General features: G+C 73.3%; 13 protein-coding genes. 10 read left to right on the forward strand and 3 right to left on the reverse strand.

Annotated elements, in window-relative coordinates:
• Positions 1 to 219: 219 nt before the first annotated feature.
• Positions 220 to 1,383 (forward strand): cysteine desulfurase family protein, encoded by a 1,164-nt coding sequence (locus AC068A_RS31615; RefSeq protein WP_478589705.1) that lies wholly within the window; start codon positions 220 to 222, stop codon positions 1,381 to 1,383.
• Positions 1,384 to 1,419: 36 nt separating this feature from the next.
• Here the strand turns inward: AC068A_RS31615 and AC068A_RS31620 are convergent, their stop codons facing one another.
• On the reverse strand, positions 1,420 to 2,151 hold the full coding sequence (locus tag AC068A_RS31620; RefSeq protein ID WP_478589706.1) for a hypothetical protein: 732 nt from the start codon (positions 2,149 to 2,151) through the stop codon (positions 1,420 to 1,422).
• Between the two features lie 93 nt (positions 2,152 to 2,244).
• Entirely contained in the window at positions 2,245 to 2,928 is a 684-nt protein-coding gene (locus AC068A_RS31625; RefSeq protein ID WP_478589707.1) for an N-acetylmuramoyl-L-alanine amidase, read from the reverse strand.
• 69 nt (positions 2,929 to 2,997) lie between these two features.
• Here AC068A_RS31625 and mnmA point away from each other — a divergent pair, with 69 nt between their 5' ends.
• Positions 2,998 to 4,131, forward strand: a complete 1,134-nt coding sequence (gene mnmA / locus AC068A_RS31630; RefSeq protein WP_478589708.1) for a tRNA 2-thiouridine(34) synthase MnmA — start codon at positions 2,998 to 3,000, stop codon at positions 4,129 to 4,131.
• 58 nt (positions 4,132 to 4,189) lie between these two features.
• Here mnmA and AC068A_RS31635 read toward each other — a convergent pair whose 3' ends face one another.
• Positions 4,190 to 5,110 carry an NADP-dependent oxidoreductase gene (locus tag AC068A_RS31635; protein ID WP_478589709.1) on the reverse strand — a complete coding sequence of 307 codons (921 nt, stop codon included), beginning with the start codon at positions 5,108 to 5,110 and terminating at the stop codon, positions 4,190 to 4,192.
• Between the two features lie 114 nt (positions 5,111 to 5,224).
• Between AC068A_RS31635 and AC068A_RS31640 the strand changes: the two genes are divergently transcribed.
• From AC068A_RS31640 to AC068A_RS31675, 8 genes are all read left to right on the forward strand, one after another.
• On the forward strand, positions 5,225 to 6,205 hold the full coding sequence (locus AC068A_RS31640) for a GlxA family transcriptional regulator (RefSeq protein ID WP_478589710.1): 981 nt from the start codon (positions 5,225 to 5,227) through the stop codon (positions 6,203 to 6,205).
• A 356-nt stretch (positions 6,206 to 6,561) separates the two neighbouring features.
• Entirely contained in the window at positions 6,562 to 7,251 is a 690-nt protein-coding gene (locus AC068A_RS31645) for an SDR family oxidoreductase (RefSeq protein ID WP_478589711.1), read from the forward strand.
• Positions 7,248 to 8,231 carry a methionine synthase gene (locus tag AC068A_RS31650; RefSeq protein ID WP_478589712.1) on the forward strand — a complete coding sequence of 328 codons (984 nt, stop codon included), beginning with the start codon at positions 7,248 to 7,250 and terminating at the stop codon, positions 8,229 to 8,231. The genes AC068A_RS31645 and AC068A_RS31650 overlap by 4 nt, the downstream gene beginning before the upstream one ends.
• 32 nt (positions 8,232 to 8,263) lie before the next feature.
• Positions 8,264 to 10,462: an NAD-dependent DNA ligase LigA gene (gene ligA / locus AC068A_RS31655; RefSeq protein ID WP_478589713.1), complete on the forward strand. Its 2,199-nt coding sequence runs from the start codon at positions 8,264 to 8,266 to the stop codon at positions 10,460 to 10,462.
• Positions 10,463 to 10,848: 386 nt separating this feature from the next.
• Positions 10,849 to 13,047: a putative bifunctional diguanylate cyclase/phosphodiesterase gene (locus tag AC068A_RS31660; RefSeq protein WP_478589714.1), complete on the forward strand. Its 2,199-nt coding sequence runs from the start codon at positions 10,849 to 10,851 to the stop codon at positions 13,045 to 13,047.
• Between the two features lie 162 nt (positions 13,048 to 13,209).
• Entirely contained in the window at positions 13,210 to 13,506 is a 297-nt protein-coding gene (gatC, locus tag AC068A_RS31665; protein WP_403567271.1) for an Asp-tRNA(Asn)/Glu-tRNA(Gln) amidotransferase subunit GatC, read from the forward strand.
• Positions 13,507 to 13,511: 5 nt separating this feature from the next.
• Positions 13,512 to 15,011 carry an Asp-tRNA(Asn)/Glu-tRNA(Gln) amidotransferase subunit GatA gene (gene gatA, locus AC068A_RS31670; protein ID WP_478589715.1) on the forward strand — a complete coding sequence of 500 codons (1,500 nt, stop codon included), beginning with the start codon at positions 13,512 to 13,514 and terminating at the stop codon, positions 15,009 to 15,011.
• Positions 15,008 to 15,247: a hypothetical protein gene (locus AC068A_RS31675; RefSeq protein WP_467802735.1), complete on the forward strand. Its 240-nt coding sequence runs from the start codon at positions 15,008 to 15,010 to the stop codon at positions 15,245 to 15,247. The genes gatA and AC068A_RS31675 overlap by 4 nt, the downstream gene beginning before the upstream one ends.
• Positions 15,248 to 15,308: the final 61 nt, after the last annotated feature.

A 15,308-nucleotide genomic window follows, 5' to 3' on the forward strand; every position in this document is an offset into this window, starting at 1 on the left:
CCCCACAGCTACCCCCCCCCCCACCCCACGGAGGAGGCGCAGCGGAAAAAAAGGCGGGGCGGGGGGGGCCACCCCCCCCCCCCCCCCCCCCCCCCCCCCCCCCCCCCCCCCCCCCCCCCCCCCCCCGGGCCGTCCCCCCGCCGGGCGGTGGAGCGGCGGTAGAGGGGGCAGGGGCGCCGTGGGCCCCCGGCGCCGGGGGGCTCGTAGAATCAGAGGATCATGGCCTACCTCGACCACGCCGCCACCACCCCGATGCTCCCGGAGGCCGCTGCGGCGATGACCGCGCAGTTCGCCGTCACGGGGAACGCGTCCTCCCTGCACGCCGCCGGCCGCCGCGCCCGACGCACTGTCGAGGAGGCCCGCGAGGCACTCGCCGAGGCACTCGGCGCCCGCCCCAGCGAGGTGGTCTTCACCGCCGGCGGCACCGAGGCCGACAACCTCGCCGTCAAGGGCCTGTACTGGGCCCGCCGCAGCCAGGACCCCGCCCGCACCCGGGTGCTCGCCAGCCCCGTCGAGCACCACGCCGTCCTCGACGCCGTCCACTGGCTCGCCGACCACGAGGGCGCGCAGGTCGAGTACCTGCCGGTGGACCGCTACGGCCGGGTCAGCCCCGAGGACCTGCGCGAGGCCGTCGTCCGCAACCCCGACGACGTGGCCCTCGCCACCGTGATGTGGGCCAACAACGAGATCGGCACCGTCATGCCGGTCCGCGAACTGGCCGCCGTGGCCCGTGAGTTCGGCATCCCGCTGCACTCCGACGCGGTACAGGCCGTGGGCCAGCTCGACGTCCGCTTCGGCGACAGCGGCCTCGCCGCGATGACCGTCAGCGGCCACAAGATCGGAGGCCCGTACGGCATCGGTGCGCTGCTCCTCGGCCGCGACCAGACGCCCGTACCCGTGCTGCACGGCGGCGGCCAGGAGCGGCACGTGCGCTCCGGCACCCTCGACGTGCCGGCGATCGCCGCCTTCGCGGTGGCCGCCGTGCTCGCCGCCGAGCGGCGCGAGCGGTTCGCCGCCGAGATCGGGCACCTGCGGGACGAGCTGATCCGCGCCGTGCTCGCGGCCGTGCCCGACGCCGTCCTCGGAGGGGACCCCGACAACCGGCTCCCGGCCAACGCCCACTTCAGCTTCCCCGGCTGCGAGGGCGACTCCCTGCTGCTCCTGCTGGACGCCCAGGGCATCGAGTGCTCCACCGGCTCCGCCTGCACCGCGGGCGTGGCCCAGCCCAGCCACGTGCTGCTGGCCACCGGCACCGACCCGCAGCTCGCCCGCGGCACCCTGCGCTTCTCCCTCGGCCACACCTCCACCGCGGAGGACGTCGCCGCCCTGGCCGCGGCCATCGGCCCGGCGGTGGAGCGCGCCCGCACGGCCGGCCTGAGCTAAGCGGCCTCGGGGCGTGCCCCACTTCCCCGAGGCCGCTTAGGCCGGCCCGCCCGGCTGCCGCAGGTCGGAGACGTCGACGCTGTCGGCCGGCGGCGGCGTCTTCGACGGGACGGGCTTGTCGTACTCGGAGAAGTCGGCCTCCCCCTGCACGCCGCCGATCTGCCCCTGGATCCGGAGCAGGTAGGGCCTGCCCTCGGTCGCGACGTAGAGCGTGGCCCAGTCGGCCCCGGAGCGGCCGGTGACCGTGATCGCGGGCGTGCCCTTGACGAGGGCCTTCGCACCCTTCTCCACGTCGTCCTCGGCGAACGGCACCGGCATGTACTCACGCTGGAGGTGGGACACGTCGCACGAGGCGGAGAACTCGCGGAGCGAGGGGTCGTCGGCGTGCCCGTGCATCCACCGTCCCCGCAGCAGCTCGGCCGTCGCCTCGCCGGCCTGCCCCGGGACCTGCGCCTTCATGAACGTCGCATCCGGTTTCATCCAGACGTCCCGCCCGCGCTTGATGATCTCCAGGCGGCCCCCCTTCGGAACCACCTCGATGGTGCCGGCGCAGTTGCCCTCCGCGTCGAGGCGGAAGTCCACAACATAGGTCCCCGCCGCGTCCTTGGTCTGCCCCTCCCAGCGCAGGGACCGGGCGGTGAGGAGCGACTGCCGCCCCTTCTCCGCGATCACGTGGGCGGGCTCGTCCTCGATGCCGTTCCCGCCCGGCGCCGCCGTCCCCACCAGCAGGGCGCCGGCCGCCGCCACGACCACCGCCAGCCTGGACATCGCCTCACCTCCCACGCGGGGCAGGCCACAAGATCAGCGTAGGCCGGGCAGGCGGGCTCCGCAGCCCCGGCCGGCCGCCCGGGCCGGCGCGCCTCAGCCGGTGCGGGGCCCGTCCAGCTCGGCCCGCACCAGGCGCAGGTACCTGTCCCAGTCCCAGTGCGGCCCCGGGTCCGTGTGGTCGGTGCCCGGGACCTCGGAGTGCGCCACGAAGTGCGTGCGGTCCACGGGTATGCGGTACCTCCGGCAGATGTCGGCGGCCAGCCGGGCCGAGGACGCGTACATCGCGTCCGTGAAGTCCCGCGGCCGCTCCACGAAGCCCACGTGCTCGATACCGATGCTCCGCTCGTTCATCGAGCGGTTCCCGGCGTGGAAGGCGACGTCCAGCTCCCGCACCATCTGCTCGACATGGCCGTCCTGGCGGACTATGTAGTGCGCGGACGCCCTGTGCCACGGGTTCTTGAAGGCGTCCACCGAGGACGCGAAGCCGCCCTGCGTCACATGGACCACGATGCGGTCCACCCGGTAGTCGTCCGGCCGGTCCGCCAGCCGCCAGTTCGCCGGCGAGGCCGCCGTCCAGCCCGCGCCCGCGTAGTCCAGCTCGCCCTCCTTGCGCGGCTTGGACACCCCGGGCAGCAGCCACCACAGCCGCCGCACCTCTTCGGCCCCGGCCACACCCGCCACCGCGAAGATCCCGAGGCCCCCGAGCAGCACGGCCCGGCGGGTCCTGCTCTTCCCCGCCCCGGCCGCCGCCCCCGGCGCCGTGCCCTTGACCGCCATGTGATCCACCCCCTGCACTCGACAACGCGCTGTGACCCCGGACGGTTCCCCCGTACTCTGGAAGGCGCTATGACTGAGAACCTGCCGCGCACCGCCCGCCCCCTCCGCGTCCTGGCCGCCATGTCCGGCGGTGTGGACTCCGCCGTCGCCGCAGCCCGCGCGGTCGAAGCCGGGCACGACGTGACCGGGGTCCACCTGGCGCTCTCCGCGAACCCCCAGTCCTTCCGGACCGGCGCGCGCGGCTGCTGCACCATCGAGGACTCCCGCGACGCCCGCCGCGCCGCCGACGTCATCGGCATCCCCTTCTACTGCTGGGACCTCGCAGAGCGCTTCCGCGAGGACGTCGTCGAGGACTTCGTCTCCGAGTACGAGGCCGGGCGCACCCCGAACCCCTGCCTGCGCTGCAACGAGAAGATCAAGTTCGCGGCGCTGCTCGACAAGGCCCTCGCCCTCGGCTTCGACGCCGTCTGCACCGGCCACTACGCGACGATCGTGGTCAACGAGGACGGCACCCGCGAGCTGCACCGCGCCTCCGACATGGCCAAGGACCAGTCGTACGTCCTCGGCGTCCTCGACGACAGGCAGCTCGCCCACGCGCTCTTCCCGCTCGGCGACACGGTCACCACCAAGGAGGAGATCCGCGCCGAGGCGGAGCGCCGCGGCCTCGCCGTCGCGAAGAAGCCCGACAGCCACGACATCTGCTTCATCGCCGACGGCGACACCCAGGGCTTCCTCGCGAAGCGCCTCGGCAAGGCCGAGGGCGACATCGTCGACGAGTCCGGCACCAAGGTCGGCACCCACGACGGCGCCTACGGCTTCACCATCGGCCAGCGCAAGGGCCTGCGCATCGGCCACCCCGCGCCCGACGGCAAGCCGCGCTACGTCCTCGACATCTCGCCGGTGAACAACACGGTCACCGTCGGCCCCGCCGAGTCCCTCGACATCGGCGCCCTCACCGCGATCCGCCCCCGCTGGTGCGGCTCCACGCCCGCGGCCCCGGGCACGTACACCGCGCAGCTGCGCGCCCACGGCGGCGAGACCGAGGTCTTCGCCGAGGTCGTGGACGGCGAGCTGCGGGTGCGCTTCACCGAGCCGGTCCGCGGCGTGGCCCCCGGCCAGGCGATCGTGCTCTACGACGGCACCCGCGTCGTCGGCTCCGCCACGATCGCCACGACCACCCGCGCCGCCGCCGCATCCGTCTGACCGGCCAGGGCTTGGCCAGGGCCCGTCAGGGCCCGGCCGGGCTCCGGTTCGAGGAGGGTCAGGCCACCGTCAGGACGATCTTGCCGGTGGTGCGGCCCTGCTCGCCGATCTCGTGGGCCTTCGCCGCCTGCTCCAGCGGCAGCACCGTCTCGACCAGCGGCCTGAGCTGGCCCTGCTCCACCAGGGCGGCGATCTCCTCCAGGCCCTTGAGGTCCGGCTCCACCATGACGAAGGACGCGTGCACCCCGTCCGCCCCGGCCGGGACATCCGGTCCGAGCAGCGTCACCAGGTGTCCGCCGGGCTTCAGCACCTTCAGGGAGCGCTGCGCGACCTCCCCGCCCAGCGCGTCCAGCACCACGTCCACGTCCGAGACCGCCTCGGCGAAGTCCTCGGCGCGGTAGTCGATCAGTTCGTCGGCGCCCAGCTCGCGCAGGATCCCGTGCTTGGCTCCGCTGGCCGTGCCGATCACGTACGCGCCGCGCGCCTTGGCGATCTGCACCGCCAGGTGGCCGACTCCGCCGGCCGCCGCGTGGACCAGCACCCGCTGGCCCGCCGTGACGCCGGCCGTGTCGACCAGCGCCTGCCAGGCGGTCAGCGCCGCCAGCGGCAGCGCGGCCGCCTGCACATGGTCCAGGGAGGCCGGCTTGCGCGCGAAATGCCGCGCCGGGGCCGTCACGTACTCCGCGTAGCCGCCCGCCTGCTGCGGGAAACGGGGCATCCCGTACACCTCGTCGCCCGGCCGGTACAGCGTCACACCCGGTCCGACCGCCTCGACGGTGCCCGAGACGTCCCAGCCGACCACCGGGATCCGGTCCCAGGTGATGAAGGCGCCGCTGGCGCGGGTCTTCCAGTCCACGGGGTTCACGCCGGCCGCGTGCACCCGCACGAGAATCTCGCCCAGCCCCGGCTCGGGCCGGTCGACCTCGGTCTCGGTGAGGACCTCGGGACCGCCCCACCGGCTGACGACGACGGCACGCATGGATGACTCCTTTATGTCTGTTCCGCACCGGTTTTCCCGGCGCCGCCATCAGCTTCGCCGCTGCCGGGCCCGCGCAGTACTGGCCGGACGGCCACCATGTGACAGAATCCGGCCATGCACCGTGTCGCCGTACTCGCCCTCGAAGGCGTCCCTCCGTTCGAGCTCGGAATGCCCTCCCGGGTCTTCGGCAACGCCTACGACGACTCCGGGAACCCGCTCTACGAGGTCACCGTCTGCACCGCCGACGGGCAGCCCGTGGCCAGTGACGCCGGGTTCACGATCGGCGTCTCGGCCGGCCCCGAGGCGCTCGCGGCCGCCGACACCGTGGTCATCCCGCCCACGCACGCCATGGGCGAGCTCATCCGGGGCGCGCCCCTGTCGCAGGCACATGCCGACGCCCTCGCCCGGATCCGCCCCGGCACCCGGATCGTGTCGATCTGCACCGGCTCGTACGTGCTCGCCGCCGCCGGGATGCTCGACGGCCGGCCCGCGACCACCCACTGGCTCAAGGCCTTGGAGTTCCAGCGTGCCTTCCCGCGCGTCAAGCTGGACGAGGACGTCCTCTTCGTCGACGACGGCGACATCCTCACCTCGGCGGGCGTCGCCGCCGGCATCGACCTCTGCCTCTACCTGGTGCGCGCCGACCACGGCACCGCCGTGGCCAACCGGGCCGCCCGGCTGTGCGTCGTACCGCCGTGGCGCGACGGCGGGCAGGCCCAGTACATCGACCGGCCCGTCCCCGAGCCCACCGTCGCCACCACCACCGAAGCCCGCGCCTGGGCCCTGGAACACCTCGACGAGCCGCTCACGCTGGGCCAGCTCGCCGCACGGGCCCGGATGAGCCTGCGCACCTTCACCCGGCGCTTCCGCGACGAGGTCGGCATGACCCCGGTGCAGTGGCTGACCGCCCAACGCCTTGACGTGGCACGCCACTTGCTGGAGTCCAGCGACCTGCCCGTGGACCTCGTCGCGCACCGCTCGGGCTTCGGCTCCGCCAACTCCCTGCGCCAGCACATGCGCAGCTCCCTCGGCACCTCGCCGATCGCCTACCGGCGCACCTTCCGCCCCGGCGCCCGGCCGGCCGCGGCGGCATGACCGGCAGGCAATCGACCCGCCCGCCCACCCCTTGCGAGCGTGAACCCAACAGCCCGCGACACAAGGGAAGTCGGTGGAAGACCACGAGGCGTCCCGACCGACTGCGACGCCACCCGCACCGCCGCCGGGATCCGCACGCAATCAGGCCTGTGACGGGCCCGTTCCGGCGTCCGGGAACCGCCGCCGCACGAAGCCGATCGGTTCCGCCGGCGACCCGGCGGTCCGCGGTCCTTCCCGGCCGCGGCACGGCAATCCCGTACCCGGCGGTCAGCGGGTTCGGCGCCGCGCGCTGACGCGGTCCCGGCGGGGCGGCCCGGGGAGCCGGGGCGCCCCGCCGGGGTGCGAGCATGGGCGGTATGGCTACTCATCTGATCACCGGGGCCGGTGCCGGCATCGGCGCCGCCGTCGCGAACCGGCTGCACGCCCGCGGCGACGACCTGATCCTGCTCGCCCGCGACGCCGCCCGCGCCCGGCAGCTCGGCGAGCGCTACCCCGGCGCACGCACGCTCGTCGGGGACCTCGCCGACCCCGACCGGCTGTCCTGGGCCTTCTCCCACCAGGCCATCCCCGACCGGATCGACTCCCTGCTGCACATCGCCGGGATCGTCGACCTCGGGCCGGTGGGGGAGCTGCGCCCCAAGACCTGGCACGAGCAGCTCAACGTGAACTTGATCGCCCCCGCCGAGGTCACCCGGCTGCTCCTGCCGACCCTGCGCGCATCCAAGGCCACCGTCGTCTTCGTGAACTCCGGCGCCGGCCTGACCGCCCACGCCGACTGGAGCGCGTACGCCGCCTCCAAGCACGGCCTCAAGGCGCTCGCCGACGCGCTGCGCGCCGAGGAGCGTGCCAACGGCATCCGGGTCACCTCCGTCTACCCGGGCCGCACCGCCACCGCCATGCAGGCCAAGGTGCACTCCCAGGAGGGCAAGGAGTACGACCCGTCCGACTGGATCGACCCGGAGTCCGTGGCGACCACGATCCTGATGGCCGTCGACCTGCCCCGCGACGCCGAGGTCAACGACCTGTCCGTGAGGCCCGGCCGGTGACCGCCAGCGCCACCGGCGTCGGCTCCCTGCCCGGCGGCGACGCCCGCGAGGCAGCCAAGACCGCCACCGGTTCCTTCGAGGACTTCCCGTACCTGCCCGAGCTGCCCGCCCGCGGGCCCGGCGCCGACATGATCGGCCGCTCGCTCGGCCTGCTCGTGGACCTGTACGCCCACGTCGAGCCCAGCGGCTGGCGGATCAGCGACCGCCCCGGCCGCGACACCCGGCGCTCCCGGTCCTGGCTCGGCGAGGACCTCGACGCCCTGGAGGAGTTCACCCAGGGCTACGAGGGGAAGCTCAAGATCCAGGCCGTCGGCCCGTGGACCCTGGCCACCGCCCTGGAGCTGCACAGCGGCGAGGCGGTGCTCCGGGACGCCGGCGCCTGCCGCGACCTCGCCGCCTCCCTCGCCGAGGGGCTGCGCGGGCACCTCGCCGACGTGCGCAAGCGGATCCCCGGCGCCGAGATCGTCCTCCAGTTCGACGAGCCGTCGCTGACCGCGGTGCTGCGCGGACGGGTCCGGACCGCCAGCGGCTACCAGACCTACCGGGCCGTGGACCGGCAGCTGGTCGAGGGGACCCTGCGCGAGCTGTTCGCCGTGCACGACGGGGAGGTGGTCGTGCACTCCTGCGCGCCCGAGGTCCCCTTCGGCATGCTGCGGCGCGCCGGCGCCGCGGGGGTGTCGTTCGATTTCTCCCTGCTCACGGAGCGCGAGGACGACGCCCTCGGCGAAGCCGTCGAGAGCGGCATGAAACTCTTCGCCGGAGTGGTGCCGGGCACCGATGTCCCGTTGTCGGACCCGGGCGGTAGCGTCATGGGTGTCAGGAAGCTTTGGCGCAGGCTGGGGCTGGCTCCGGGGACTCTGGCGGAGTCCGTCGTGGTCACCCCGGCGTGCGGTCTCGCGGGCGCCTCGCCCGCCTACGCCCGCGCGGCGCAGGCGCACTGCGCCAGGGCGGCGAGATCGCTCGCCGACAACCCTGAGTGACGGACCGAGACGGGGCCACGGGAGGACACGGCATGGCAGCCGAACAGCAGGACACGGCGGTACCGGCGGCGGTGCGCGAGCAGCACCAGCTGCTGGCCGAGCAGGTCGAGGAGCACCGCTTCCGGTACTACGTGAAGGACCAGCCGGTCATCAGCGACGCCGAGTTCGACCAGCTGCTGCGCTCCCTGGAGGCGCTGGAGGAGCAGTACCCGGAGCTGCGCACCCCCGACTCGCCCACCCAGAAGGTGGCCGGTTCGTACGAGACGGACTTCACGTCCGTCGAGCACCGCGAGCGCATGATGTCCCTCGACAACGCCTTCGACGACGAGGAGCTCTCGGCCTGGGCCGACCGGGTCGCCCGGGACGTGGGCTCCTCGGCGTTCCACTACCTGTGCGAGCTCAAGGTGGACGGCCTCGCCGTCAACCTCACGTACGAGCACGGGCGGCTCACCCGGGCCGCCACCCGCGGCGACGGCCGCACCGGCGAGGACATCACCCCGAACGTGCGCACCATCGCGGAGATCCCGGACCGGCTCAAGGGCGACCGCATCCCGGAACTGGTGGAGATCCGGGGCGAGGTCTTCTTCCCGATGGAGAAGTTCGAGGAGCTCAACGCCCGGCTGGTCGAGGCCGGGGACAAGCCCTTCGCCAACCCGCGCAACGCCGCCGCCGGTTCGCTGCGCCAGAAGGACCCGAAGGTCACCGCCACCCGCCCGCTGCACATGGTGGTGCACGGCCTCGGCGCCCGCGCCGGCTTCGAGATCGGCCGGCTGTCCGAGGCGTACGCGCTGCTGCGCGACTGGGGACTGCCCACCGCCCGGCACAACGAGGTCGTGGGCACCCTGGAGGAAGTCCGGGAGTTCATCGCCCGGTTCGGCGAGAACCGGCACTCCGTGGAGCACGAGATCGACGGCGTGGTCGTCAAGCTCGACGAGATCCCGCTCCAGGGGCGGCTGGGCTCCACCGCGCGCGCCCCGCGCTGGGCCATCGCCTGGAAGTACGCGCCGGAAGAGGTCAACACCAAGCTGGTGGACATCAAGGTCGGTGTCGGACGCACCGGGCGCGTCACCCCGTACGCGCAGGTGGAGCCGGTGACGGTGGCCGGTTCCGAGGTCGAGTTCGCCACCCTGCACAACCAGGACGTGGTCAAGGCCAAGGGCGTCCTCATCGGCGACACGGTCGTCCTGCGCAAGGCGGGCGACGTGATCCCCGAGATCCTCGGCCCGGTGGTCGACCTGCGGGACGGCACCGAGCGGGAGTTCGTGATGCCGGCCGAGTGCCCGGAGTGCGGGACCCCGCTGCGTCCGATGAAGGAGGGCGACATCGACCTCCGCTGCCCGAACGGGCGGACCTGTCCGGCCCAGTTGCGCGAGCGGCTGTTCTACCTGGCCGGCCGGCAGTGCCTGGACATCGAGAACTTCGGCGCGGTGGCCGCGGCCGCCCTCACCCGGCCGCTGGAGCCGGCCCGTCCGCCGATGCTCGACGAGGGCGACCTGTTCGACCTGACGGTCGAGCAGCTGCTGCCCATCAAGGCGTACGTCCTCGACCCCGACAGCGGGCTGCCCAGGCGCGACCCGAAGACCGGCGAGGAGAAGATCGTCACGGTCTTCGCCAACCAGAAGGGCGAGCCGAAGAAGAACACCCTGGCGATGCTGGAGAACATCGCCGCCGCCAAGGACCGCCCGCTCGCCCGCGTCATCAACGGCCTGTCGATCCGCCACGTCGGTCCGGTGGCCGCCGAGGCGCTGGCCCGCGAATTCCGCTCCGTCGAGCGGATCGAGCAGGCCACCGAGGCGGAGCTGGCCGCCACCGAGGGGGTCGGCCCGATCATCGCTGCCTCCCTCAAGGAGTGGTTCGCCGTCGACTGGCACCAGGAGATCCTGCGCAAGTGGCGGGCGGCCGGCGTCCGCATGGAGGAGGAAGGTTCCGGCGAGGAGGAGGGCCCGCGCCCCCTGGAGGGCCTCACCGTCGTCGTCACCGGCACCCTGCAGAACCACACCCGCGACGGCGCGAAGGACGCCCTGCAGAGCCGGGGCGCCAAGGTGACCGGATCGGTCTCCAAGAAGACCTCCTTCGTCGTGGTCGGCGACAACCCGGGCTCGAAGTACGACAAGGCGGTGCAGCTGAAGCTGGCCATTCTCGACGAGGCGGGTTTCGCCGTGCTGCTGGAGCAGGGCCCCGACGCGGCGCGCGGGGCGGCGCTCCCGGTGGACGGCGCCGCAGCGGAATAGCACGGCCGGACAACCCCGCCACGGGAACCGGAGAAGGCGAACTGATGCGTGGCGTGCGGCCGTACGGGCGGGCGCACGCCCGGCGCAACAGACGGTGGTAAACGGCCGGTACAAGGCTGTTCCCGGGGCAGTGAGCTGTCGGATCATCGGATGGGTGACCGGGGGTCCTGGTCCAAACTCACCTGTTCGGCGGATACCGTACTGATGAGGATGGCTGGGTCGCATTCGGGCAACCGCCGCCGACCGGTGCCCCTGGGAGCCTCTCGCGTCCTACTGTTGAGGGGTGCGCCTGTCGTGCACGGCTGCGTGGTGCGAATCCAGCCGTGGTGGCATGACATCGGGGCCATCGCGTGGCATCGGCAGTGCCGGCTGTGAGAGGGACGGGCATGAAACCCACCGAAAGCGCCGACCCGTCACCTGATTTCGGCGGGGAGATCCCGCCCATGCGGACGGGCCGGCCCGGGGTCCTGCGTGCCAGGACACGGGACGGGTACCCGCTCGACACCGGATCGGGTCCGGGCGGAGCGAGGCAGCGCACCGTGCTGCCCTTCACCGTCGTGGGCCTGGCCGCCGTGGTCCTCGCGGCGGGCATCGCCGCCACCCTGACCGACCGTCACGCCCTGTTCCCCGGCGGCACGGTCGGCTGGGCGCTCGCCCTGCTGACCGGCATCATCGTCGGCCACCTGGTCGCCCTCGGCCGGGACCGCTGGTGGGGTGGCACCGGTTCCGGCGCGGCCCTCACCCTCGGCGTGCTCCTCCTCTACGGCTGGGTGCCCGCCGGGCTCGTCTCCCTCGCCGTGGTCACGCTGGTCGGGGCGGCGCGCCGGCACCGCTGGCGACAGGGGCTGCTGCACGGCGCCGCCGACATCCTCGGCATCGGCGCGGGGGCCCTCGTCCTCACCGCCTTCGGGGAGGCGCCCGCCGTCGAATCGCCCTGGAGGCCCGCCGACTGGGGGCTGGAGGCCGCCCCCGAGGTCGTCCTGGTCGCCGTGGCCTACCTGCTGGCCAGCCGGCTGCTGCTGTGGCTCGCGCTGGCGCCGCGCGGCGGGGGTCTGCGCACCGCTGCCCGTACGGCGCTGCTCCGGCAGGCGTTAGTGGCCGTGGCGCTGCTCGGCATCGCCCCGCTGATCTGCGTCGTGGCCGTCGCGCAGCCGGTGCTGCTGCCGCTGTTCGCCGTACCGCTGATCGCCCTGGACTCCACCCTGTGGATCGCCCGGGCCCGCGCCGAGGAGCAGCTGCGGGACCCGCTGACCGGGCTGCCGAACCGGCAGTGGCTGCTGGAGCGGGCCTGGTCCGCACTCGACGAGGCTGAACGTTTGGGCACGCGGTCGGCGCTCGTGCTGATCGACCTGGACCGGTTCCGCGCGGTCAACGACACCCTCGGCCACCTCGCGGGCGACCGGCTGCTGCTCCAGATCGCCGACCGGCTGCGGCAGGCCCTGCCCGAGGAGGCCGAGGCCGCGCGGCTCGGCGGCGACGAGTTCGCCGTCCTCCTGCCCGTCGCCGACTCCACCACCAGCGCCCAGCGGGTCGCCCGCCACCTGGTCGCCGAGCTCAGCTCGCCGCTCGACCTGGACGGCCTCACCCTCGTCCTGGAGGCCAGCGCCGGCCTCGCCGTCTTCCCCGACCACGCGCTCGACGCGGAGGGGCTGCTGCGGCGTGCCGACGTGGCCATGTACCAGGCGAAGCGCGACCGCACCGGCGTGGAGGTGTACGAGTCCAAGCGCGACAGCAACACCCCCGACCGGCTCGGCCTCCTCGGCGACCTGCGCCGGGCCCTCGACGCCGGCGAGGTGGAGCTCCACTACCAGCCCAAGGTCCGCTTCGACGGGCAGGTGGCCGGGCTGGAGGCGCTGGTGCGCTGGGTGCACCCCGAGCGCGGGCGGGTCTCCCCGGACGAGTTCATCGCGATCGCCGAGACCTCGGGACTGATGCCCCACCTCACCGAGTACGTGCTGGAGACCGCCCTCGCCCAGGCGGCCCGGTGGCGGGCGCAGGGCCTGAAGGTCCCGGTGGCGGTCAACGTCTCGCCGCGCGACGTCCACACCCCAGGCTTCGCCGGCGCCGTCGCGGCCCGGCTCGCCCGGCACGGCGTCCCGGCGAGCGGCCTCCAGCTGGAGATAACGGAACACGTGCTGCTGGAGGACCCGCAGCGGGCCGCGGACACCATGGCGGGCCTGACCGCCCACGGCGTGAAGATGTCCCTGGACGACTTCGGGACCGGCTACTCCTCCCTGGTCCACCTGCGGCGGCTCCCGGTCAGCGAGCTGAAGATCGACCGCTCCTTCGTGGCGCGGCTCGCGGTCGACGCCCAGGACGCGGAGATCGTGCGCTGCACCGTGGACCTCGCCCACTCCCTGGGCCTGCTCGTGGTGGCCGAGGGCGTGGAGGACGACGAGACCTGGGAGCGGCTGCGCGACCTGGGCTGCGACGCCGTCCAGGGCTGGCTGGTCGCGGCCGCCATGCCCCCGCAGGAGGCCACGGCCTGGCTGCTGGCCCGCGGCGAGCGCGGCTGGCGCCGCCCCGCGGACATCACGCGGGAGCTCTCGTCGGCCCCGGCCAAGGCGGAGTCCCCGGCCCCGTAGGCCCCGCCCCTCGGCCCCCGGCCCCGTGGCACTCCGGCCGCGCAGCCGCCCCGCCGGGGGCCCGCGGCCGTCCCGGGTGGCAAACGGTTTCGTGGCTCCGGGGCGCTGCCCCATAGGATTGGGCACGAAACTACACACTCACCACCCCCAGAGGATCGCTGCATGCCTGGCATTTCGCGCGAGGAGGTCGCCCACCTCGCTCGGCTGGCACGTATGGAACTGTCCGACGAAGAGCTTGTTCACTTCGCCGGACAGCTCGACGACATCATCGGCGCGGTCGCCCGCGTGTCCGAGGTCGCCGACCAAGACGTGCCGCCGACCTCCCACCCGCTGCCGCTGACCAACGTCATGCGCGCGGACGAGGTCCGACCGTCGCTCACCCCCGCGCAGGCGCTCTCCGGCGCCCCCGCCCAGGAGCAGCAGCGTTTCAAGGTGCCGCAGATCCTGGGGGAGGACTAATCACCATGGCCGACACCAACATCATCAAGCTCACGGCCGCCGAGACCGCCGAGAAGATCGCCTCGGGCGAGCTCACGGCCGTCGAGGTCACCGAGGCCCACCTGGCCCGCATCGACGCGACCGACGAGAAGGTCCACGCCTTCCTCCACGTCGACCGCGAGGGCGCCCTGGCCCAGGCCCGTGCCGTCGACGCCAAGCGCGAGCGCGGCGAGAAGCTCGGCCCGCTGGCCGGCGTCCCGCTCGCCCTCAAGGACATCTTCACCACCGCCGGGGTCCCGACCACCGTCGGTTCGAAGATCCTCGAAGGCTGGATCCCGCCGTACGACGCCACCCTGACGCGCAAGCTGAAGGAAGCCGACGTCGTCATCCTCGGCAAGACCAACATGGACGAGTTCGCCATGGGCTCCTCCACCGAGAACAGCGCCTACGGCCCCACCTCCAACCCGTGGGACCTCACCCGCATCCCGGGCGGCTCCGGCGGCGGCTCCGCGGCCGCGCTGGCGGCCTTCCAGGCGCCCCTGGCGATCGGCACCGACACCGGCGGCTCCATCCGCCAGCCCGCCGCCGTCACCGGCACCGTCGGCGTGAAGCCCACGTACGGCGGCGTGTCCCGCTACGGCATGGTCGCCTTCTCCTCCTCCCTCGACCAGGGCGGCCCGTGCGCCCGTACGGTCCTGGACGCGGCGCTGCTGCACGAGGTCATCGCCGGCCACGACCCGCTGGACTCCACCTCCATCGACGCCCCGGTCCCGCCGGTCGTCGACGCGGCCCGCAACGGCTCCGTCACCGGCATGCGCGTCGGCGTCGTCAAGCAGTTCCGCGGCGAGGGCTACCAGGCCGGCGTCGTGCAGCGCTTCGACGAGTCCGTCGAGCTGCTCCGGGAGCTCGGTGCCGAGATCGTCGAGCTGGACTGCCCGTCCTTCGACCTCGCGATGGCCGCGTACTACCTGATCGCGCCGTCCGAGTGCTCCTCGAACCTGGCCCGCTTCGACGCCATGCGCTACGGCCTGCGCATCGGTGACGACGGCACCAAGTCCGCCGAGGAGGTCACCGCGCTCACCCGCGACGCCGGCTTCGGCGACGAGGTCAAGCGCCGCGTCATCCTCGGCACGTACGCCCTCAGCTCCGGCTACTACGACGCCTACTACGGCTCGGCCCAGAAGGTCCGCACGCTGATCAGCCGGGACTTCGACAAGGCCTTCGAGCAGGTCGACGTGATCGTCTCCCCGACGACCCCGACCACCGCCTTCGCCATCGGCGAGCGCGCCGACGACCCGCTGGCGATGTACCTTGCGGACCTGTGCACCATCCCGACCAACCTGGCCGGCAACGCCGCCATGTCGCTCCCGTGCGGCCTGGCGCCCGAGGACGGCCTCCCGGTCGGACTGCAGATCATCGCCCCGGCGATGAAGGACGACCGCCTGTACAAGGTCGGTGCCGCCGTCGAGGCCGCCTTCGTCGAGCGCTGGGGCCACCCCCTGCTTGAGGAGGCTCCGTCCCTGTGAGCGCACTGTCCAAGGCCAAGGGCTTCAAGAAGTCGAAGTCCGGTACGTACCTGTCGATCGCGACCACCGCTTTCGGTGCCATCAGCGTGATCAAGCAGGCCAAGAAGGCCCGCACGGAGCAGGACACGCTCCAGCTGGTCGACGCCGTTGTGTCCGCCGCCGCCATCGTCACCGGGCTCGCGATCCTGTACCGCGAGCTGAAGCGCCTCGGCGACGACGACGTCCTGCTGGGCTGAGAGGGAAGTTTCACTGTGACCGTCACCGAACTGCTGTCGTACGAGGACGCCCTCGCGTCGT

It is taken from the genome of Streptomyces sp. NPDC043854 (genome assembly GCF_056436005.1).